This window comes from Psychromonas sp. L1A2 (assembly GCF_009828855.1).
GTDB lineage: Bacteria > Pseudomonadota > Gammaproteobacteria > Enterobacterales > Psychromonadaceae > Psychromonas.
Window position 1 is genome coordinate 1,293,645 of the sequence record NZ_WUAG01000002.1, and the last position, 22,846, is coordinate 1,316,490.

The following is a 22,846-nucleotide window of genomic DNA, read 5'->3' on the forward strand; positions in this document are numbered from 1 at the left end:
ATAGAAAGTAAGGCGCTGCAAGGAGGAATACCAAAGCCTATCATTAACCTTAATGACTGGACTAGCGCAAACGAGCTATACCAAACAGCACAAACCATTAACCAACCTTACTTTTTTTGCTTTGCAAAGCGCTTAAATGAACCAAGTTATTTTGTAACTCTTTCCATTGTTTACCCTTTTGTTTCGGTTGTTCAACTTGTAAGCTTTGGTAAAGATCCACCAGCTGCCCTGCTATTGAAATAGCGACTTCCATTGGTAACTTACCCGAGACTTCTTTTAGGCCAACAGGACAGGTCATGCTTTGTACCTGCTTATCTGTAAAACCTCTTTGTGCTAAACGGTATTGGAATTTCTTCGCTTTGGTATCTGAACCGATAACACCAAGCCATAACGAATCGGCACGCTTAATAATCGCCTGAGTTAATGAAAAATCTAATTGATGATTATGAGTTAATATTAAGAAAGCCGTATTTTTAGTGGCACTTTTTACTTGATCAGTAGGTTCTTCATCTACTATTTTTTTCACGTTTGCTGGCACGTGTTCTGGGAATAAATCTGCACGGCTATCAATCCAGCGGACACGAATTGGAAGTTGAGCGAGAACCGGTATTAAGGCTTGCGCGACATGACCTGCACCGTACACATCTAATTGCATACTATCGCTAGCAAACACTTCAAACAATACAACGACCTGTCCACCACAACATTGCCCTAGATTGGCACCTAGTTGGAAGTTTTCAACTTGCTGGCATGTTTCTCCTTGTTCAATTAATTGGCGAGCCTGTTTAATCGCTTTAAATTCTAAATGGCCGCCTCCAATGGTGGCGTAAATATTATGTTCACTGACCACCATCTTCGTACCACTAGCACGAGGTGTAGAACCTGCGGTGCTTAGCAGCGTTACAATCACATAGGTTTCTGTGCCTTGCTCAAGCTCTGTAGCCGCTTCTAACCAGCTATGGGCGTGTAAGCCTTGCGTTGAGATATTAAGCATCGCCAGTTCCTTTTTTATCAGTGCCTTGTTTCCCTGATTTTTGATCCTGTAACCAATCTTTCGCCACTTGTACTGCACCTAAAACACATTCAGCGGTAGCAGGTGTATTCAAGCTTGGTGCAAATTGATAGTCAGTGATACTCGCAACGGCATTACGTAATGCACTCCATACGCTTATCCCCAACATAAATGGTGGTTCACCCACGGCTTTAGATTTAAACACAGTGGTAGCAGGATTTTTTGAATCATACAGCGTCACGTTAAATTCTGCTGGCGTATCACCAATTGCAGGTATTTTATAAGTCGCAGGTGCATTACTTGCTAATACACCATTGTCATTCCAACTGAGATCTTCGGTTGTTAACCATCCCATCCCTTGAATAAAGGCCCCTTCGATTTGGCCAACGTCCAATGCTGGGTTAATTGAGTTACCCACATCATGCAATATATCAACACGGGTAACGGTATTTTCACCGGTTAGCACATCAATTTCGACTTCACTCAAGGCAATACCGTACGCATAATAAAAGAAAGGATGCCCTTCCGCTTTTTCACGGTCGTAGTAGATTTCTGGTGTTGCGTAAAAGCCAGTAGAAGAAAGTGAAATACGGTTTAAGTAAGCAAGGTTAATTAACTCAGCAAAACTAATTTGACCTTTTTCATGGATCAATTGGTTATCCACTAACGCCAAACTATCTGGTTCCACATCAAAATGTGTAGCGGCAAACTCAAACAATCTTTCTTTAATGGTATTGGCCGCATTTAATGCTGCCATGCCATTTAAGTCAGTACCGCTTGATGCTGCAGTAGGCGAAGTATTTGGGACTTTATCGGTGCGCGTTGCATTGACTAAAATATGTTGCATATCGATAGACAATGTTTGCGCGACTATTTGTGCAATTTTAGTATTTAATCCCTGTCCCATTTCAGTGCCGCCATGGTTTACATGAACGGTTCCATCGGAATAGATAACAACTAATGCTCCGGCTTGGTTTAAATGTTGAACCGTAAATGAAATACCAAACTTAACCGGTGTTAATGACAACCCTTTTTTGATAATAGGTGATGTTTTATTAAAGGTTTCAATGGCTGTTTTACGCGCCCAATAATCGCTCTCTTGTTCCATTTGGGCGATCATATCCTGCAATATAAATTGCTCAACTTTTTGTTTATAAGGCGTTAAGTCACGTCCTGGTGCATACAGGTTTAATTTGCGAATTTCTAATGGATCTTTACCGAGGTAATAAGCGATATCGTCTACTAACTGCTCCGCCATGATCATCCCCTGCGGGCCACCAAAGCCACGAAATGCAGTGTTACTAACGGTATTAGTTTTACAACGGTTACCATTAATATGTGCATTGGGATAGTAATAAGCGTTGTCAGCATGGAACAAAGCACGGTCAACAATCGCATCAGATAAATCTGGCGAATAACCACAATACCCATTGATATCGATATCAACACCGGTGATTAAACCATTGTCATCAAATCCAACTTGGTAAGTATTATAAAAAGGATGGCGTTTACCTGTACTTTTAAAGTCATCACTACGTGCTAAACGAATTTTAACGCTGCGACCTGTGTAATAAGCAGCTAACGCAGCTAGGCAAGCCCATGGTGCAGCTTGCGTTTCTTTACCACCAAAAGCACCGCCCATTCGACGCATTTCGACAGTTACATAGTTAAATGGTTGGTTTAATACTTTAGCGACTAGATGCTGAACCTCAGATGGATGCTGACTTGAAGATTGTATAAACATGCCTCCATCTTCTGTTGGTGTTGCAATACTCACCTGCCCTTCTAAATAAAAGTGCTCTTGACCACCCACATATAACTCACCACTCACTTGATGCGTTGCGTCTTTAATCGCTTGTTGTGCATCGCCTCGGTGTAGCGCATGTGGAGGACGAACCCAGCTTTTATTGGCAATGGCTTCTTTAATATCAATAACAGCGGCGGTCTCTTGGTATTCAATCGCGACTTTTCGGGCTGCAATACGTGCAGTTTGGTAACTCGTTGCAACCACTAACAAAATCGGTTGGCTATGATATTCAACGACGTCATCTGTTAATAAAATATCACCCGAAAAAACCGGACCAATATCATTTTTACCTGGAATATCTTGTGTACCATAAATAGCAACAACACCTTCAATTTGTAATGCATCGCTGGTATCGATTGATAATATCTTACCGCTACTAATCGTCGATAACACAGGGTAAGCGTGCAAGCTATTCACTTCCTCTGGTCTATCATCAATATAAGCCGCTTTACCAATAACTTGTTTTACCGCGCTTTCGTGTATGAAAGAGCTACCAATTGCATTCTTTGTAGACCCACTTGGTTTATCTGTTTTAAAGTGACGCATGATTAATCCTTGTGTGAATAGCTGAAATAGAATGAATGGCAAGATCACTGTTTTGCTGCAATTGGATCTTCCCAGATCCTTGATACCAAATGCGGTCGAATAAATTTCTGCTCACTTGTAAACGATAAGCTGAAGATGCCCTAACGTCAGACAATGGCTGAAAATCGATTTGTATTTGCAATGCTGCGTTTTGTAAGTTTTCTAAACTGAAGGTTTTTCCCTCTAATGCCTGCGCTACATTTTTGGCTAATGCAGGTGTTGCCGCCATACCACCCATTGCACATCGAACATCTTGCATTTTATCGCCATCAAGTTGATAACTTAAAACTAAACATACCGCTGAAATATCATCTTCTATGCGTTTTGATATTTTGTGACAACTTAAATTAAATTCAGGGCTACGTGTCGGGATATGAATGGCCACAATAACTTCGTCTTGTGCTAATTGTGTTTTTCGGTAATCAAGAAAGAAATCTTGTAATGGCATAATACGATTACCGCGAATGCTTTGTAATTCAAGGCTAGCGTTCAACGCAATAAATAAGGGTGCAGGGTCGCCAATCGGCGAGGCATTAGCAATGCTGCCACCTAATGAGCCTGCATTTCTAATTTGTAATGAACCTAGGCGTTCAAATAATTCATGTGATTCAGGGTAAATATCAGAAAATCTATCAAGGAATTCGCTGTAAGGGAGTGCAGCGCCAATGTGTAAACCTTGTTCATCTTCATTAAATTGCATCAATTCAGGGCAGTAACGCACTGAAATTAATTGGTTGTTATAACTAAGTCGTTGGCTAAATTCTACAGAGAGGTCAGTTGCGCCAGCCACAAACTGTGCTTTGGGATGTGAGGCTTTTAATTCACATAATTGCGCTAGATTCTGTGGTAAATAAAAGTATTGTCCTTCACTTTCGCTTGTTGTGTTTTCAATCATTGGTATTTTATTTAATGCTAAGTCTTTTTCTAAGGAAATAGTTAATGCTTGGACTTGTTTACTAAAGCGATGATCTTTGTGTGCAATATTTTGTGCAGCTTGGTTTTGATAGCTAAAACATTTTTCAGCCGCTTTTAAAATAGGTTGATAACCAGTACAACGACATAAATTTCCGCCCAATGCTTGAATCACCTTTTCTTTGCCTGGGTAAGTTTCAAAATTCATATATAAAGCAAATAAACTCATGATAAAACCAGGTGTACAGAAGCCGCATTGTGAGCCATGGCATTCAACCATCGCTCTTTGTACTGGGTGAAGATCTTCAACTGCTGGATTCATTTTTGTAGTCAATGCTTCAACAGTTAATAGATGTTTACCGTGCAAGTTACCTACTAACATTAGGCAAGCATTAATACTTTTGTAATGCCATTCGCCATTAATTAAGTCACCAACCACTACCGTACACGCACCACAATCTCCAGAAGCACAGCCTTCTTTGCTGCCCACTTTCCCCATATTGGTGCGTAACCAATCTAAAATGCTCAAACTTGGAGCAAATGCTTGTAACTTAACCATTTCGTTATTAAGTAAAAATTGAACCACGTAAACCTCTCTTTATTAACCAAGCCTTTATTACTAGGGGCTTAACGTTATTTCTTAGCTGACATTAAAAATATTTAAAACACTTTTGACCATTTGGTCAATACATTGCATTGCATACTATGTACCAACCTTTGATCTAGCACTCAAAAAAGCTATTTAATAAGGAATATCGTGGTTTTTTTTATCGTTTACGGTAAAACCAGCTAAGTCTGGTGAGTATTCTTCTGTCTGGTTTAACAAACTTAAATAGAAGTAAAAATACTTTTACAGAAAGTATTTAACAGTAATGCGAGAGGATGGCGCTATTTTTGCAGTGATACTTTGTAATCGTAATACTATAAAATAACCATACTGTTATAAATTCTGTGTTGTTGAATATAAGAAGTCATATTTAACAACAAACAATATCAGAAATAAGCAGTCCCTAAACAACTTTTAATACAAAACAAAAAGTCAAAATATTGGAGAAAGGAAGATGAAAAATATTTTCAAGATGTTGTGTTTAACACTTACTTTAGGTTTTTCTGCATTAAGCAATGCAGCAGAAGAACCATTAAAGATAGGTTTTGTTTACGTTAGTTCAACAGGAGAAGCAGGTTGGACTTACACGCATGATCAAGCAAGACTTAACTTAGAAAAAGTATTTGGTGATAAAATTAAAACAACTTTTATCGAAAATGTAGCAGAAGGACCTGATGCTGAACGCGTGATCACTCAATTAGCTCAAAGTGGACATAAACTAATATTTACGACTTCATTTGGTTACATGAACCCAACATTGAAAGTAGCAAAACGTTTTCCTGATGTTAAATTTGAACATGCAACAGGTTATAAACGCGCTAAGAATGTAGGGACTTATTTTGACCGTATTTACGAAGCAAGATATTTAACCGGCGTGGTTGCTGGTTACATGTCTAAAACCAATGTCATTGGTTACATCGGTGCATTCCCAATCCCAGAAGTGGTACGTGGGATCAATGCATTCACACTAGGTGCTCAATCGGTTAACCCTGATATTAAAGTTAAAGTTGTTTGGGTAAATACTTGGTTTGATCCAGCAAAAGAACGTGAAGCAGCTAACAGCTTAATCGATCAAAAATCAGATGTTATTACGTTCCATACAGATTCTCCAGCAGCAGTACAAGCAGCTGAAGACGCAGGTGTTTATGCTATTGCTTACCACTCAGACATGAGCGAATATGGACCAAAAGCTCAATTAACTGCAGCTGTACATAACTGGAATGGTTTTTACGAGCAACGTGTTCAATCTGTTTTAGATGGTACTTGGAAATCTGAAGATGTGTGGAAAGGGATTGCTTCTGGTATGACTCAATTAGCACCTTTCAACGAAGCTGTGCCAAAAGATGTTGTCGCTAAAGTAACGGCACTATCAAACCAAATTGTTGACGGTACATTCCACCCATTTACGGGTCCAATTAAAGATCAGTCTGGCAAAGTCATTTTACCTGCAGGTGAAGTAATGAAAGACGGCGACTTATTACGCATGGACTACTACGTAGAAGGTGTTGATGGTAAGTTGAAATAATGAGAACGGACCTAATTATATCTTAGTCATTTATATTCGCTTAGCGTTAATAACGCCTGAGCTTAATCAACGAACTCTGTACGAATAATCGTTAAGATAAATGAAAATTGGGGGATTTAGTATGACGCTAAATCCCCTATTTTTATCACTTTGTTAACCCTGTATCTAAACTCGTAGAGCATTATTAATTTATGAAAAAAGTAATAAAAAAAAGCATTAAGTCACGTGGTTCGTTAGCTGATATACGTAAAGATAATTTACAGCAAATTTTAACATCAGCAGAGCAAGTTTTTGCTGAACGAGGTTATAGAGGCACTACAGTTGCTGCTATTGCTGAAGCTGTGGGCTTACCAAAAGCAAATATTCTTTATTACTTTAAGACAAAAGAAGGCCTTTATAAGGCGGTGATCAACCAGCTATTAAAGTTGTGGATGAATCACATGAATGAAATGAGTGCAGACTCTCACCCTAACGAAGCCTTACCTAAATACATTTCTAATAAAATACACCAATCAAAAGAACACCCAAATGCGTCACGCATATTTGCAGCAGAAGTCTTACATGGTGCGCATTACCTACGTGATTCGCTACAGGAAGAGTTAAAAGATCAATTTGATCAAACTTGCCAAGTATTTGATGCTTGGGTTGAGAAAGAATGGATGGATCCTATTAATTCAGAGCATTTACTGTTTATGCTTTGGTCTACAACACAAGCCTATGCCGATCATGGATTACAAATCAGTATTTTAATGGGTAAAGAGCAATTAGATGAAGATGACTTCAATAAAGGAATTAAATTACTCACACAAGTCACTTTAAAAGGCTGTGGGATTAAACCTCTTTAATTGAGATGATGCCTACTGTGGTGGTTTGTATTAATCGTTTTAGTCGCACAGATAATGATTTCAAAGATGAATCATCACTCATGACGCATTATACAGAAGGTTACTAATGTGTAGCAGTGATTGAAAAGAAGTAAAAGCAACCTTACTGTTAGGTCTCTGATATGAATTACTAAAACAGTAAGGTGCTTTATATTAAACTTTATCCAATTTATCTTTCGTCTATCTTCAATATATCTTTAGCTTCTCTTGAGCTTACTTTTAACTTATCTTTAACTTACCGCCGTTGGCATCAATTGCTTAGGAAGCCATAGTGCTATCTCTGGAAACATAATAATTAAGAATAAAATAAGTAACATGGGTAGCAGAATAATGCACACTTCTCTTAATACTTGAATAACATTCATTCCTCCAATCGATGCTGAAATTAATAAGCATAAACCATAGGGTGGAGTGACCAATCCAAATGCGAGGGAAATGATACCAATGATGGCAAAGATAATAGGCGAAATATCAGCTTGTGTTGCAACTGGTAAAAGTACCGTTCCTAAAATAATAATGGTTGGAATCGCATCAATAAATAAACAAAAAAACAGGAATAAAAAGGCAATAACAAGCAGTGTTCCTAATTGTCCAAACTCCATACTGACCATAAAATCAATGATTAAGCGTGGCACGTTATAATAAGCAAGCAACCATCCAAATACTGATGCAGTCCCTATCGCAAACAATGAAATTGAAGCAAATCGGCCCGTATCATAAAGGATAGGTCCAACATCACGTGGCTTCACTGTTTTGTAGACAACCATGCCTAAGAATAATGAATAACCTGCTGCGATAATTGCGCTTTCTGTTGGTGTTACGATGCCAGCGACAATGCCGTAAATAACAAAAACGGGTGTTAACATCGCCAATGCAGCCCCTTTAAATGCTTTAAAAGCCATTTTAAAAGTAGGTTTTACAGTAATTGGATAGTTATAAACTTTTGCGTAACCATAAACCGTCGCCATTAATGAGAAACCAATTAACAGCCCCGGTATTGCGCCCGCTAAAAATAAAGCACCAACAGAGACTTGCATAACGCCGCCCCACACAATCATCAAGATGCTAGGCGGTATTATTACGCCCATTACTGACGAACATGCGGTAATGGCAATGGCAAAACGTCTGTCATAACCTTCATTAATCATGGCAGGGATTAAGATCTTCCCACAACCGGCTGCATCAGCCGTTGATGAACCAGAAATACCAGCAAATAACATAGAAACAGCGACATTTACATGGCCTAAGCCACCAGGCATCCATCCTGTTAGTACTCGCGCTAAATCAATTAATTTATCGGTTATCTTCCCGGAATTCATTAAATTGGCGGCTAATAAGAAGAAAGGAACAGCAAGCAAAATAAACGAGTTATACGACTGAAACATTCTATCGATAATGATAAAAGGGGTAAGCCTAATATCTAAGAATACGACGGGAAGTGTTGCAAGCCCTAATGCAAATGCAATCGGTACACGCAATATAACTAATAAAAGAAAGCAGCCAACGAGTAACGCACAGGCTACTCCAGTAGTAAGAATCATTGCGTTATCCCTTTGCTTGATTTGTATATTTGAAATGCTTCTGAGAATTTAAATAGAGAAAAAATACACCACAATAATCCTGCAAATGGCACGGTAATATGGGTGATTAATAAGTTTGCGTTCATCATTACTGAATGTTGGATACCACCAAATTTTGCATAATCGATACCGTACCAAGTAAACATTGCACCAAACCCGCCTACTAATAAGTACACAACTGATCGTTGAATTAACAAAATGAGTGGATTTGAACTGTCAGGTAATACTTGAACATCAAAATGTGTGTTATCCCAGACGGCTAACACTGAACCAATCATCACTACCCATACAAAAATAAAGGTCGCTAATTCTTCAGTCCAAAGATAAACGGGAATGATACCTGTGTATCTAGCAATAACCTGCATTGCAACTGGGATGACCAAAGCACCCACTAATATTGTTAGAGTTACTTTTAGTACCGTGCAAAGCAACTCTAAGCTGCGTTTAATCATGGGTAACCTCAAAAAGAAATTCGTTTATAAAGGAGAGATCTCTACGTGATCTCTGTTTGGACCACGTAGAGTTATTACTTATTAAAGTGTTAACAGTTTAGTTAGATGACTTTTAAACCAACGTCATCTAGTTAAAAAGTGAGTCATTAACTACTTTAATAAAATCATTGTTACTAAGGTAACTATTGCTAATGTAACTGTTACTTATTGCGAATCGCTTCAAGTAATTCAGTTGCATTAATACTTGCAGCAAATTTATCTTGAACAGGTTTAACAATTATTAATAGCTTTTCACGTTCAGCAAATTCTGCAATTTGAATTTGTCCAGCATCTGCCATTTGCTTTAATTTAATGCCATCTTCACGCGTTTCTAACTCACGACCAAAATCACCCGCTTCTTTACCTGCTTTTTTAATGGCAGCTTGAAGTTTTTCAGGTAGTTTACGGAAGCTTTTACCACTAAATACAATAGGACGTACTGTAATCGTGTGACTTGTTAAGGTAACGTTTGGTGCAACTTCATAAAACTTCAAGTTCTGGATACTAGCAGCTTCATTTTCTAGACCGCTAACAACGCCCGTTTGTATTGCGTTGTAAACTTCATTGTAAGAAATAGCAGAAGGTGTCGCGCCGATAGCCGCAAAGATTTGCGCTTGGATAGGTGCACCCATTACTCGCATTTTGTGTCCTGCTAGCTCATCCATATTACTGATGCGTTTACTTGAAATAAGGTTACGAGTACCACCGCCCGCATAACCAACAATAACAATATCAGCTTTGTCAGATAGCTCTTTTTCAAGCGGCGCTAATGTGTCGCTTGAAAGTACCGTGTTCCAATGCTCTAAATCACGAAATAGGAAAGGCATATCCATTAATGGAATTGAAGGTGCAAATCTTGCCATGTTAGAAGGCGCCAATATCGTATAATCAATCGCTACGCCTTGGTTTAAAAAAGTAACATAATCTTTTTCAACGCCTAATTCACCATTTAAACGTAAATCAAATTCAACATCACCATCGTAATACTGCTCAACTAGCTCACCAAATTTAACCATTGTTTTAGTAAAAGTATGATTACCATCGAACATACTAGCGCCACGAAGTGTCTCGGCGTTTACTGATGTTGTTGATACAGCTAATGCAGCAAACGTTGCGCCAGCTACCGTAGTCTTAATGACTTTTTTAAACTTTTGACCAAATAACATAACTTTTCCTTGTTCGTTTTTTCATATTGAAAGTATTAAGTAGTACAAAATAAACGTTAAATACACAAAAGAATAAATATGTGTAAGCGATTAATATTACTGCTACTTATTACAGGCTAATTACGCTTTCCATTAATAAATTACTGTAGACTTAGCGAGATTTAAGCCTACTTTTTAAAGTAAAATTAACATTTATTAAACAGTTACTTTACAAAACAAAATGAGTATAGAGTTTATTTTGGTAGGACCAAAGGATAGGGATCACAGTTAATTGATCGAAGTATTTTCTCACTCAATTATGAGACACCAAACAAGATAAAAACATAAGATATTGATAATTAACAATTTAATTATTTTTTAGTAATAAAGAACTAACATGAATCAACAATTGGTAGACCAATTAATGGTTTTATGTGATCACATGCATTTTTATAAACTATCAAAAAAATCGAATATGCTAGATAATTTACTCGATAAGAAATTTAAATTATTTAACTTTCTTATCGATGCAATAACAGAGGCCCATCAACTTATAAAATAAGAAGATCATATGTCGGTGATAACAGGTTTATAATGGTATGTTTGACATCATTACCTTTATTAAACTTACAATATACTCAAGCAAAACAGCTCATTGTATTCAATAGCGACACCATTAAGGACAAATGGTTAAGCTATATAAATAGGGTATATAAAGAAGATATATGAATAAGGTATATGAATAACTATTTGGTAAATTTAAATTGATAAAATTTTGCACATTTACAAGTTAAGCAAATGTTAAACTTAACCTTTAATATCTATAAGTTACATTTTAAATGGTCATTGAAGTATTAAATAAAAAGAATAATAAGAACTGATATTACTTAAACCAATATTATTGGCTGATAAAGACCCAAATCTATACAAACTACAAACTTATAAAAATGCACTTAGCTTTCATATCTATTCTCTGTACTTAACCTTTATATAAAAGTACAAAAAGCTAAGTAAGCTCACTATCAAGAAACTTAAAAGGTTTTGTAAACGATGAATTCGCCAAAACGCCTTTACCAAGAAATTGGTATCGCATTAAAAAAACGTATCTCTAGCGGAGAGTTTTCGATCGGTCAAAAGCTTCCTCCCGAACGTGAAATAGCACATATAATGAATGTCAGCAGAGCTGTTGTGCGTGAAGCTTTAATTATGTTGGAGCTACAAGAAATTGTAAATGTACGAAAAGGCTCAGGTGTTTATGTGACCCGTATTCCCTCTGACGAGATCAACTCACAAGGACACCTAACAAATGACATTGAAAATGAAGATAATGACGTTGGACCTTTTGAATCATTACAAGCACGACAACTTCTTGAAAGTCGCATCGCAGAGTTTGCAGCCACACAAATAACCAAAAATGATATAGACAAACTCCGTCAAGCTCTTGAAATGGAACGTCTAAATTTAGAAAATAATAGTAAAGATTATGACGGCGATGAAATGTTTCACATGGCGATTGCCGATGCGACACAAAATAGCGTGTTGAGTGGTATGGTCCACGACCTGTGGGTACAAAGAAATAATAGTCCGATGTGGCGACAACTACATTTACACATTAACAATGAAGATTACCGTAAAGTGTGGCTAAAGGATCATGAAAAGATTTTAGCGAACCTGCAGCGCAGAGATGCGGCGGGTGCGCGAGATTCAATGTGGCAGCATTTAGAAAATGTAAAACAAACATTATTCAGTTTGTCTGATATTGACCATCCTGATTTTGATGGTTACCTGTTCAGTACCAACCCAGTGATTAGTTATTAAGGTTTAGGTCTAAATTAAGGTTAAGGTCTAGGTTTAGATTTAATTTTAATTAATGACGCAGTACTGATCCAAAACGCTCAACCAAACGATCTAAAAAAGTAAGTGGTCATCGATGCAATGATCGAGACCACTTACTTTATCTAGCTTATTTTAAGCAGACTTGTTTCACTTGAGGGCTTCAAGATCATCATCACTACATCTAGGACCCAAAATAGGATTTTTAGTACTTATATTAATAGTGAATGTCTAATTTATATTGAAGTTCCGTAAAGTCGAAACAACACAGCTCTCACTTTTAATTGGACTTAAAAAATCTATCTCACATAAATACTAATCCCATGATGAATTTATCTATGCCCTTTTCAAACTGTTTATTCAATCACATAAAATAATACAATATCACTATAGAGTGGCTTTTCCATTAATAAAGGTATGTGTAAGGGATAAAATAATGAAGAAAATTTATTTAGGATTAGTGATTACAGGGTTATTAGCGGGTTGTGCTAATACTGCAGATACAACATCAAAAGTTGTATCAACAACAAACTCTGTAGTCTCAGTCGCAACCGGCAGCAATCTAATTATCGACCCACAATTAACTCAATTCAGAAGTAATAGTGGTAAAAGTGATGTTTGGAAAAAAAATGCGAATAAAAATAAAGGCTTAGGTGACGCTGGTAGCTCGAAAGATACGGCATTTGGTGAAGAAGGATCATCTCGTTTACGCTTTATCGCTGCGTCTGATGACTTTACTGCTCAACCAGGTTTAAGCCAAGAAGTCTTTGGTTTACAACCAAATACAGATTATGAATTCTCTCTCTATTACAACGATAAAAAAGGCGATGAATCACCAACAGAATTAGTGTTTGGTGTAACAAGTGCATCTGGTCAATCATTAGCAACTAAAACAGTACATACATCAGAGCTTAATAATGCACCTAAAGGTGCAGTAAGAGATAGCTTCCGTCAAACATTAGTTAGCTTTAACTCTGGTACAAATGTGTCAGTGACTGTTTATGCAAAACTACACATTGCAGAACTATCAAAAATTGATATGGATGGTGATGTTGCGAAGCAAACAGAAGTACGTATCGATGAATTTAAATTAGCTAAAAAGTAGTTTACATATTTTCACCTATTAGATAACTAATTACCTAGTTATCTAATACATCAATGACGGGGTAAATATTATAGGGCAGCTATCTTAAGGTAGTTGCCCTTTTTTATTAAAAAACCTTAAGCTAACAATGATTGTACGTATTGTTTAATCTCATCATGTTGGCAATGTTCAAAAAAGCATTGTTGGAAACGCTCGCCTGATACGGCTGTTTTAACTAATGATTGGTCAATTGATTTTAATGTGTCTAAGTAGTTATCTTTCATTATTGCAGCTTTAACATCGTTTAAAATACTTGCATTACTTTGCTGCGGAGCCGCGCGCTCTAACGGGTAACCTTGTCCACGCTCACCTGTCGTGAACGCTTTTTCAAAAATGTAACGTACATTTAATTCTGCTCCCCAACCAAATCCTTTAGCAAAGGCCAACGCCAATGCATTACCATTGTTAATTTGGTTAAATAGGTATGCATCGGAAGGTTCTAAACAATAACCACAAACAACACCAGGATGTATATTTAAAGACATCATCGCGCCTTGACCTGTACCACAACCAGCAACAACAAAATCAACGGCTTTAGCATTAATCAAAATACTCGCCATAATCCCTAAGTGTATATAGGTTAAATGGTGATCATTTTCATCACTCATACCGACGTTATAAACAGGATAATTAAGCGGATCTACAACGGTTTTTAGCTCATTTAACACCATTGCATTTTTACCTGCTTGGCTATTTTCCATCATTAACGCTATTTTCATGGTATCTCCTACAGCGATGCTGCTATTAATTTAGTTAAAGATAATTATATCTGTCACAACTCATACCAATATACGTAGAAAAAAATCACTTACAATAATTTATGAAACATCGTTTTATAAATTTAGATGTATATCAAGAATTATTCATCAAGTACGACTTCTTTTAAATGTCATTCCTTTTAAATACGATTCCTTTAAATGTAATTCCTTTCAAATTTAACTTCTTTCAACATTATTCCTTTCAACATTAAGGTTTTTAAATTTTTAAAAAGGCTTTTTAAAAATACTGCACTGAAAATTAACTCAGGTTATGATGTGCACAAATAAAAACGATAAGGAAAAGCAATGGATAAACCAACTCAACCAGAATCTGTCTCATCGGTATTAAAAGTATTTAGTATTTTACAAGCATTAGGTGAGCAAAAAAATATTGGTGTATCAGAGCTTTCACAACGTTTAATGATGTCTAAAGCAACCACTTATCGATTCCTACAAACGATGAAAACCCTCGGTTATGTCACTCAAGAAGATCAAGCAGATAAGTACTCACTGACGCTTAAGTTATTCGAATTAGGTGCTAAATCTTTAGAATATGTAGATTTAATTGGCTTGGCGGATAAAGAGATGCGTTTAATATCAGAGCAAACAAATGAAGCATTACATTTAGGTGCACTAGACGATAATTCAATTATTTATATCCATAAAATTGACTCTAATTACAGTTTAAGAATGCAATCAAAAATTGGTCGTCGTAACCCTCTTTATAGTACGGCAATTGGTAAAGTCTTATTGGCAGGTAGAGACGAAGCTTTTGTTCGTGAGACGTTATCCGATGTAAAATTTATTAAACACACTGAAAAAACATTAGAAAATACAAATCAATTATTATCTGAATTAAAGGTTGTTCAAGAACAGCATTACGCAGAAGATAACCAAGAACAAGAGCCTGGTTTAAGATGTATTGCAGCACCAATATTTGATAGGTTTGGTAGTGTTATAGCAGGTATCTCAATTTCATTTCCTACCATTCGTTTTGATGAACAGCGCATGTCGCATTATGTGACGCTATTACAACAAGCAGGAAAGAATATCTCATCTGAATTAGGTTATAAAAATTATCCGGTAAAATAACGTTAGTTTAAGAAGACCTAACTTATCGCTAGGTCTTCTTTGTAGCTACATCAAAAATAAGATTTACTTTTTAAATCAGTTATTTTAAGCCAATGACTAAGTTATCAGCTAGATTATTCAATAAGATAAAGTATGTATCAGGTCCTTGAGTTAAGTCTGAACCTAGTGGGTCAAGCACGCCTGTTGTTGCGCCAGTTCCTTCGATAATTGTTTCGACTAAGCTTGATTCAAATTGTGGTTCACTGAATACAGCTCGGGCCTTCGTTTTCTTCACTCTTTCACGTATCTCGCTAATACCTTTTGCACCAGGTTTTCTATCTGGGTCAATCGTAACAGAACCAACTGCATTTAAATCATAAGCGACTTCAAAGTATTGATAAGCAGAATGAAATGCAAGATAAGGCGTATCTTTCACTGGTGCTAATTTTTGTTTCAATAATGCATCAAGTGCGACTAGTTTTGTCGTTAATTTAGCTGAGTTAGCTTGATATTGAACTGCATGTGCAGGGTCGATATCAATTAACATTTTAGTTGTTTCAGTCACTATTTTTTGCGCTACTTTAGGATCTAACCAAAAGTGCATATCCATTACACCATGATGATGCTCTTCATGATCAGCATCTTCGTCATGGCCTTCATGTTCTTCGTCATGTGTTGCTTCATGATCCGCATGTTCTTTATGACCTTCATGATCATCATCGTGTTCTTCGTCAGTCGCATGTTCTTCATGGCCTTCGTGCTCTTCATCATGATCTTCATGAGTCGCATGTTCTTCATGGCCTTCGTGCTCTTCATCATGATCTTCATGAGTCGCATGTTCTTCATGACCTTCGTGCTCTTCATGAGTCGCATGGTCTTCGTGATGTTCATGTTCGTCCCACTCAACACCGCTACGCGTTTTTAATAGTGATGTTTCAAGTACTTCAGCTAGCTCTAACTGTTTAGCGTTTTCTGCAACCGTTTCTAATGGCTTTTCAAGGAAGCTTTCCATCTCATGTCCAATCCAAATCACTAGATCTGCACTCGCTAATGCTCTCGCTTCTGAAGGACGTAAAGTATAAGCATGCGGAGAGCCTTTTTTTACCAATAAAGTTGGCGTAGCAACCCCCTCCATCACTGCACTGACTAATGAATGAAGTGGTTTAATACTGACCACGACTTTCGGGTTTTCATCTGCCATCAATGTCTGCAATGGCAGTACAAATATAGATAAGCAAATAAATAATAGTTTTTTCATGTTTAGTCCTTTAAGATAGTTGATTAACGTAATGTTATATTATAACATTTTAAGTTGTCAACAAGCTATAAAATACATTAAAAGTGATTGACACAAGCACTACAAAAGAAATGATTAAATAAAGGTAATTTGTTAACAATGTTAGCGATCAATAAAGATAATAACAGTCAACCACTACTCACTTTAAGCAATGTAAATCTACAAATAAGCGGTCGTTCATTACTTGAATCAGTGGATTTACAACTTAAACCCGGTGAAATAGTCACGGTTGTAGGCCCTAATGGCGCAGGTAAAACAACCTTATTGCGGGTTGCACTTGGTTTACAAAAACCAACATCAGGCAAAGTAGAAAAGGCTAAAGATGTAACAATTGGTTATGTGCCACAAAAACTTCACATCGATCCCACCTTTCCTATTACAGTAAGGCGCTTTTTAGCATTAGCAAAAGGCCACGATAAAACAAAATTTGTACCTTTATTAAAAGATGTTGGCGCGGAGCATGTTATTGATTCGCCATTACAAGGTTTATCAGGCGGTGAATTACAACGTGTGCTAATGGCTAGAGCGTTAATGCGTGAACCTGACATTTTAGTGTTAGATGAACCCGTGCAAGGAGTTGATGTACATGGCCAAGTTGAATTATATGACTTGATCAGTCGTGTACGTACAGAGCGCGGTTGTGCCATTTTAATGGTATCTCATGACTTGCATTTAGTAATGGCATCTACTGATCGTGTATTTTGTTTAAACAAACATATTTGTTGTAGTGGGACACCTGAAGTCGTCGTTAATGACCCTGCTTACACAGCACTTTTTGGCCCATACGCAGCAAGACATTTAGCATTTTACGTACATGATAAAGAACATCAGCACGACCATGAACATCATCATGAGTGTTGTGGGAACGAGGAAGACAGCAAGAATGGATGATTTTTTATTAAGAGCACTGTTAGGTGGACTAGGTGTAGCCTTAGTTGCTGGGCCTTTTGGTTCGTTTGTGGTGTGGAGACGACTAGCCTATTTTGGTGACACCTTGGCACATTCTGCTTTATTAGGTGTTGCACTTGGTTTTATTTTGCATATCAACCTGACTTTAGGCATTTTTATTATTTGCCAAATTTTAGCGATTCTCTTGTTTATTAGCCAATATCAGCGTCAACTCGCCAGTGATACGTTATTGGGGATATTCTCCCATGGAGCATTGTCTCTTGGGTTAGTCGCATTAGCCTTTATGGATAATGTCAGAATCGACTTAGTGAGCTATCTGTTCGGTGATATTTTGGCGATTGGTTATGATGATCTATATTGGATTTATGGTGCAGGTGGTGCCGCATTATTAGGATTGATTTGGATCTGGAAACCTCTGTTATCAATTACCATTCACGAAGATTTAGCCCGTGTTGAGGGATTACCTGTTGATCGCATTAACTGGCTATTTTTAGGATTAATTGCATTGATTGTAGCAATTATGATGAAAGTCGTTGGTATGTTATTAGTGACAGCTTTGTTAATCATCCCTGCTGCAACTGCAAGGCGCTTTGCAAATACGCCTGAAAGTATGGCATTAATCGCAATGGTGATTGGTGCAATGAGTGTGGGATTAGGCCTATGGGGATCTTTTGAATACGACACGCCATCAGGTCCAACGATTGTAGTGGCAGGCTGTATTTTGTTTATCGGCAGCATTTTATTACCGAGAAGACATTAAATAATACAGTAAAATATTAATAATAAAAAAGGAGCTCTCAATTAGCTCCTTTTTTATGCCGATTACATTAAATAATTGTTCTAAATTTTACGCAGAAAAAATGACTGAACTTAAGGCGCAAGTTGAGGCTTTTCGAAGGTTAACTTCACTAATCGTCTGTCGGATAATTAACTAAAAGAGGTTAATTCTCTAATAGGTTGTCCCCTTTATGAAACTTACAACGAACAAATAAGTTATTTTAACCAGTAAAATAGATCAGTTAATTAGTGTGATTGATATTATTTACCCCAATCAAAGATCTGCCATTCAGGATGTTTTATTGCTTCGACTGATAAACGCTCACAAGGGTTCACTAAATACGCATAATCGGCATATTCACATAATGGTAAATCGTTAATTGAATCACTATAAAAGTGAATTGCCTCAAAGCTAGTTTTTTGTTCAGCAAGCCATTGCTCTAGGCGTAATATTTTCCCTTCACGATAGGTCGCAATGCCAGTGACTTGATTAAGATAGCAGCCCTTTTCAACGACAAGATCAATACCTAACGCATTTTCTATACCGATGGATTTTGCGACTTTTTTAACAATAAAAGTGACCGTTGCCGAAATCACTAAACATCGGGTGCCTTTGGCATTTAAAGCATTAACTAGCGTAATCGCTTCAGGGAAAACCAAGGGAAGAATTTTCGTACTGACAAACTCATCTACCAAGTTATCTATTTCATGTTGCGGAATAGTTGTTATGGGAGCAAGCGTATAGAAAATATATTCCTCCATATCTAGCTCACCTTTCGCATATTTCACCATTAATGCTTTATCAGTCGCTAAATAATCCGGATCAATAACAATATCTTTTTCAACTAAAAACGCACTCCACAAGCTAGCACAGTCTCCGTTGACTAAGGTCTCATCCATATCAAAAACGTGTAGTGCTTGCGACATGTTAAGCCCTCACTGGTTGAATTTCATTTAAGTTAAACATCAGCTCAAGTGAGCTTCCTTTTGCCATTAATCGTTCCGATGAACGGTTAAGTAAGTCAACAGTTAGCTCGTTCTCCTCAACCTTTAGGTTATAGCGGATTACGTTTCCTAATAACTGATGAGAAAGAACGGTCGCTGGCATCGGTGCTGATATATGTTCACCGTACTTGCGGCCAGCTTCACGAATGTAAATAGATTCAGGACGAATCGCCACTTTTTCTTGGCTAGCTAAGTTAAACCATTGGTTAGCTGTTTCGGCTTCAATTAAATTGTAATGACCCATGAATGATGCAACAAACTCATTAGCAGGTTTTGTATAAATATCTTCAGGCTTGCCTTGCTGAACAATTGAACCTTGATCCATCAAGAAAATCCTATCTGATAATAACATCGCTTCTTCTTGGTCATGTGTTACAAACACTGTCGTTAGGTTTAACTCTCGTTGAATATTAAGGATTTGCTGACGTAGACTTTTACGTATTTTTGCATCAAGCGCCGACAAAGGTTCGTCTAACAAAAGTATTCTAGGTTTCACCACCAAAGCACGAGCCAATGCCACACGTTGACGTTGACCACCAGACAGTTCGCTAGGATAGAATTTTTCTTTACCGTCTAGCTCGACTAAATCAATCATTTTCTTGGCTTCTGAGCGTGCTTCAGATTTACTAATCCCCTTCATTTTCAATCCAAAAGCAACGTTATCTTCAACGGTCATATTCGGAAACAACGCGTATGATTGAAATACCATACCAATTTCTCGTTGTTGAGGGGAGATATCAGTAATATCTTCACCATCAACCCAAAGCTCACCATCGTCCACTTGATTTAACCCAGCGAGACAACGTAATAACGTTGATTTTCCGCATCCACTTGGTCCAAGTAAGGTAATAAACTCACCTTTTTCAATCTCAAAATTAATATCTTGAAACACCGTCACATCACCAAAACTTTTAGCCAATTGACTCACTTTAACGTAGCTCATTATTGATTCCCTCTACTGAAACGGGTTGCTAACCAAGTACATACAAAAATAAACGCAAAATAGGTCATTACTAAAGCAGATGTAAAATGCCCACTGGTTTGACGCATGTTATATAGATATATTTGTAACGTTTCATAACGCGTACCCACCAATATATTGGCAAACACAAATTCACCTAATAAGAATGAGAAAGAAAGAAACGCTGATGCCAATAAACCTTTTTTCAAGTTTGGCAAAATGATCAACAGATAAGCTTTAGTCGTGCTTGCCCCTAAAAGATGTGCAGCATCGACCAAATCTCTTAGATTAATCGTTGTGAAACTATTTGAAATGGCACGATACATAAAAGGTAATGCAATGGTGAAATAGGTACCGATTAAAATCCAAGGTGTGCCAACTAATTGAATTGAGCTATCGGCATAAAGTTGTAATAACCCAACCGATGAAACAACTGGTGGAACAGCAAAAGGTAATAGAATCAATATATTCATTACTTTATCCAAACTAGGATAATAATAAAAAATAACAAAGATCATCGGTAACACTAACACCATCGCTAATAATAATGATGCAATACAGATAAACAACGAACGACCAAAAGCATCCAAAAAGCGAGGATCAGTTAGCAGTTGCGAATACCATTTCAATGAAAAACCATCCGGTAAAATAGTCGCCCCCCAACTCGATGAAAAAGAGTAAAGTAAGGTGGCAAAAATCGGAATAAATAATAGACCAGAGATACCATATACGATGGTTTTATGGAGCGTTAAATTAGTATTATGCATGGTAGCTCCTTGAAATTAACCATTGATTAACCGCAGTGATAATGGCCAGCAATAACATTAATAAAGCAGAAATAGCCGCTGCTAAATTCGGTTCTAAAAATAAATCGCCCGAAACTAAACTAGCAATACGAATCGTTACCATGTTGTAGTTACCAGAGGTCAATGCATACACACTTGCATAGGCGCCAATGGCATTGGCAAACAAAATGATAAATGTACCTAATAAAGCCGGAGATAAAATAGGTAATCCTATTTTCATCCAGTATTGACGAGAGTTTGCACCTAGTAACATTGAGGCTTCATAAGCATCTTTTTTTAAGGCATCAAAAGCGGGATATAAAAGAAGAGCACCAAGTGGAATTTGAAAGTAAATATAAAGGGCTAATAGCCCAGAGCTACTGTATAAATCAAAATCACCTAATATTCCCCATTGTCTTAATAACAAGGTAACAGCGCCGTTCGTACCCAGAATAATAATAAAAGCAAAAGCGAGAGGGACACCTGCAAAGTTACTACTCATATTAGTAAAAGCGACAATTGCATCACGAATTTTACTGTCTAAATGTCTCAATGATGAAACAAGAATAGCAGCAAGAATAAGCCCGATAAAACTAGACCAAAAAGCAATCCAAAGACTATTACTAAAACCTTGTAAGATAAAAGCAGAGTCCATTATCTCGCTATAATTTTCTAAGCTCCACTCTCCCTCATAAAGAAAACTATTCACAAGCACCCAAACCATTGGTGCAATTTGGAAGAGATAATAAAAAATGATAAAAGGAATTAACCATAATACTGGTTTATATTTACCTAACTTTGCTTTAAAAGTAGGTGTCCCTTTTTTCATATATAAGGGATTAGCTTGTATAGATTTAACGTCTTTATTCACACCATCTATATCAGCAGTACCGTCTATATTAGTAACGGCAATAGGTTTCGTTGTTATCATGCTGCAATCCTTATTTATACTAATACATCGGCAGCAAATGCTTTTTGATGTTGTAAACCAAGCAGTTCACAAACCAAACCACATATCTCAGTTTGTTTTATCGACACATCAAAATGACTAAAACGATTACCAATAAGATACAAAGGGACTTCACGCTCTTCCGCTAAAGTACCTCCGTGTGAACGATCATTATTCATGCCGTGATCACTGGTTATTAATATTTGGTAACCTTCTTCAATCCATGCAGGTAAAAAGTCAGATAAAATAACATCCGCTTGACGTGCACTATTACGATATTCAGCAGAATCTAATCCAAACTTATGTCCTGCATCATCAATGTTCATTGAGTGAACAAGTAAAAAATCAGGATCAAACTCTTGTCGAAGATATTCACCATCCAATAACAAAGCTTGATCTGGATAATGATCCCAGTGATAAAAAATACCATGTTGAATTTGCAGACTTTCATTATGAGTATGACGATCACGTATCGCATCATATGGAGAGCGATTATATAACTCACTCACCCAATGATAAGCAGCTGCAGCGGTCGCTTTACCTTGGCTTTGCGCTAAGCTAAAAATCGAATCAAACAAAGAACGACGCGTTACGTTATTGTGTACGATGCCACTTTCAACCGGTGTAATACCCGTTAATATACATTCGTATAAAGGGCGAGAAAGTGATGGTAATTCGCTATAAAGTGAGTATTGGCTTGCTTTCTTGTGTTCTACTAAACCATTTAAGTAGCCCAAACAATCTTGAGCTACTTTTAGATTTAAGCCATCAAGAACAACAAGTATGACCTTATCATTCATCTTAAATCC

At 37.1% G+C, this 22,846-nt stretch carries 21 protein-coding genes; 8 read left to right on the top strand and 13 right to left on the bottom strand.

Annotated elements, in window-relative coordinates; genetic code table 11:
* Window positions 1–97 precede the first annotated feature (97 nt).
* Genes xdhC through xdhA form a run of 3 tightly spaced genes read right to left on the bottom strand, consistent with a single transcriptional unit; the run spans window position 98 to window position 4,902 of the window.
* Window positions 98–1,000: a xanthine dehydrogenase accessory protein XdhC gene (gene xdhC / locus GQR59_RS15930; protein WP_160065246.1), complete on the bottom strand. Its 903-nt coding sequence runs from the start codon at window positions 998–1,000 to the stop codon at window positions 98–100.
* Entirely contained in the window at window positions 987–3,365 is a 2,379-nt protein-coding gene (xdhB, locus tag GQR59_RS15935; RefSeq protein WP_160064340.1) for a xanthine dehydrogenase molybdopterin binding subunit, read from the bottom strand. The genes xdhC and xdhB overlap by 14 nt, the downstream gene beginning before the upstream one ends.
* A complete protein-coding gene (xdhA, locus tag GQR59_RS15940; RefSeq protein WP_160064342.1) occupies window positions 3,352–4,902 on the bottom strand; it encodes a xanthine dehydrogenase small subunit in 1,551 nt (516 codons plus the stop codon). The genes xdhB and xdhA overlap by 14 nt, the downstream gene beginning before the upstream one ends.
* A 475-nt stretch (window positions 4,903–5,377) precedes the next feature.
* Here xdhA and GQR59_RS15945 point away from each other — a divergent pair, with 475 nt between their 5' ends.
* Both GQR59_RS15945 and GQR59_RS15950 read left to right on the top strand, forming a co-directional pair.
* On the top strand, window positions 5,378–6,448 hold the full coding sequence (locus GQR59_RS15945) for a BMP family ABC transporter substrate-binding protein (protein ID WP_025564095.1): 1,071 nt from the start codon (window positions 5,378–5,380) through the stop codon (window positions 6,446–6,448).
* A gap of 191 nt (window positions 6,449–6,639) precedes the next feature.
* Window positions 6,640–7,293, top strand: coding sequence for a TetR/AcrR family transcriptional regulator (locus GQR59_RS15950; protein WP_160064344.1), 654 nt, complete (start codon window positions 6,640–6,642; stop codon window positions 7,291–7,293).
* A 269-nt stretch (window positions 7,294–7,562) separates the two neighbouring features.
* On the opposite strand, the gene GQR59_RS15955 is transcribed toward GQR59_RS15950, so the two are convergent.
* The 3 genes from GQR59_RS15955 to GQR59_RS15965 form a co-directional block, all read right to left on the bottom strand.
* A complete protein-coding gene (locus tag GQR59_RS15955; RefSeq protein WP_160064346.1) occupies window positions 7,563–8,873 on the bottom strand; it encodes a TRAP transporter large permease in 1,311 nt (436 codons plus the stop codon).
* Entirely contained in the window at window positions 8,870–9,364 is a 495-nt protein-coding gene (locus tag GQR59_RS15960) for a TRAP transporter small permease (RefSeq protein ID WP_160064348.1), read from the bottom strand. Before GQR59_RS15960 ends, GQR59_RS15955 begins: the two co-directional genes overlap by 4 nt.
* A gap of 200 nt (window positions 9,365–9,564) precedes the next feature.
* A complete protein-coding gene (locus GQR59_RS15965; protein ID WP_160064350.1) occupies window positions 9,565–10,569 on the bottom strand; it encodes a TRAP transporter substrate-binding protein in 1,005 nt (334 codons plus the stop codon).
* Window positions 10,570–10,945: 376 nt separating this feature from the next.
* Here GQR59_RS15965 and GQR59_RS18750 point away from each other — a divergent pair, with 376 nt between their 5' ends.
* The 3 genes from GQR59_RS18750 (at window position 10,946) to GQR59_RS15975 (ending at window position 13,486) form a co-directional block, all read left to right on the top strand.
* Entirely contained in the window at window positions 10,946–11,110 is a 165-nt protein-coding gene (locus tag GQR59_RS18750; protein WP_236546794.1) for a hypothetical protein, read from the top strand.
* Window positions 11,111–11,598: 488 nt separating this feature from the next.
* On the top strand, window positions 11,599–12,366 hold the full coding sequence (locus GQR59_RS15970) for an FCD domain-containing protein (RefSeq protein ID WP_160064352.1): 768 nt from the start codon (window positions 11,599–11,601) through the stop codon (window positions 12,364–12,366).
* A 451-nt stretch (window positions 12,367–12,817) separates the two neighbouring features.
* Window positions 12,818–13,486, top strand: a complete 669-nt coding sequence (locus GQR59_RS15975; protein ID WP_160064354.1) for a hypothetical protein — start codon at window positions 12,818–12,820, stop codon at window positions 13,484–13,486.
* Window positions 13,487–13,602: 116 nt separating this feature from the next.
* On the opposite strand, the gene GQR59_RS15980 is transcribed toward GQR59_RS15975, so the two are convergent.
* Window positions 13,603–14,244, bottom strand: coding sequence for an RpiB/LacA/LacB family sugar-phosphate isomerase (locus GQR59_RS15980; protein WP_025562633.1), 642 nt, complete (start codon window positions 14,242–14,244; stop codon window positions 13,603–13,605).
* Window positions 14,245–14,589: 345 nt separating this feature from the next.
* On the opposite strand from GQR59_RS15980, the gene kdgR reads away from it, so the two are divergent.
* Window positions 14,590–15,375: a DNA-binding transcriptional regulator KdgR gene (gene kdgR, locus GQR59_RS15985; RefSeq protein ID WP_160064356.1), complete on the top strand. Its 786-nt coding sequence runs from the start codon at window positions 14,590–14,592 to the stop codon at window positions 15,373–15,375.
* 79 nt (window positions 15,376–15,454) lie between these two features.
* Here kdgR and GQR59_RS15990 read toward each other — a convergent pair whose 3' ends face one another.
* Window positions 15,455–16,612, bottom strand: coding sequence for a zinc ABC transporter substrate-binding protein (locus GQR59_RS15990; RefSeq protein ID WP_160064358.1), 1,158 nt, complete (start codon window positions 16,610–16,612; stop codon window positions 15,455–15,457).
* A 138-nt stretch (window positions 16,613–16,750) separates the two neighbouring features.
* Between GQR59_RS15990 and znuC the strand changes: the two genes are divergently transcribed.
* Both znuC and GQR59_RS16000 read left to right on the top strand, forming a co-directional pair.
* Entirely contained in the window at window positions 16,751–17,542 is a 792-nt protein-coding gene (gene znuC / locus GQR59_RS15995; protein WP_160064360.1) for a zinc ABC transporter ATP-binding protein ZnuC, read from the top strand.
* A complete protein-coding gene (locus GQR59_RS16000; protein ID WP_160064362.1) occupies window positions 17,535–18,320 on the top strand; it encodes an iron chelate uptake ABC transporter family permease subunit in 786 nt (261 codons plus the stop codon). The genes znuC and GQR59_RS16000 overlap by 8 nt, the downstream gene beginning before the upstream one ends.
* Window positions 18,321–18,598: 278 nt before the next feature.
* On the opposite strand, the gene GQR59_RS16005 is transcribed toward GQR59_RS16000, so the two are convergent.
* Genes GQR59_RS16005 through GQR59_RS16025 form a run of 5 tightly spaced genes read right to left on the bottom strand, consistent with a single transcriptional unit; the run spans window position 18,599 to window position 22,837 of the window.
* On the bottom strand, window positions 18,599–19,264 hold the full coding sequence (locus GQR59_RS16005; RefSeq protein ID WP_160064364.1) for an HAD family hydrolase: 666 nt from the start codon (window positions 19,262–19,264) through the stop codon (window positions 18,599–18,601).
* A gap of 1 nt (window position 19,265) precedes the next feature.
* Window positions 19,266–20,285, bottom strand: a complete 1,020-nt coding sequence (locus GQR59_RS16010; RefSeq protein ID WP_160064366.1) for an ABC transporter ATP-binding protein — start codon at window positions 20,283–20,285, stop codon at window positions 19,266–19,268.
* Window positions 20,285–21,070 (bottom strand): ABC transporter permease, encoded by a 786-nt coding sequence (locus GQR59_RS16015; RefSeq protein ID WP_160064368.1) that lies wholly within the window; start codon window positions 21,068–21,070, stop codon window positions 20,285–20,287. The genes GQR59_RS16010 and GQR59_RS16015 overlap by 1 nt, the downstream gene beginning before the upstream one ends.
* The gene (locus GQR59_RS16020) at window positions 21,063–22,019 is read right to left on the bottom strand and encodes an ABC transporter permease (protein ID WP_236546795.1); all 957 of its coding nucleotides are present in this window, start codon (window positions 22,017–22,019) and stop codon (window positions 21,063–21,065) included. Before GQR59_RS16020 ends, GQR59_RS16015 begins: the two co-directional genes overlap by 8 nt.
* Before the next feature lie 14 nt (window positions 22,020–22,033).
* Complete coding sequence (locus GQR59_RS16025; protein WP_160064370.1) at window positions 22,034–22,837, bottom strand: alkaline phosphatase family protein; 804 nt, start codon at window positions 22,835–22,837, stop codon at window positions 22,034–22,036.
* Window positions 22,838–22,846 lie beyond the last annotated feature (9 nt).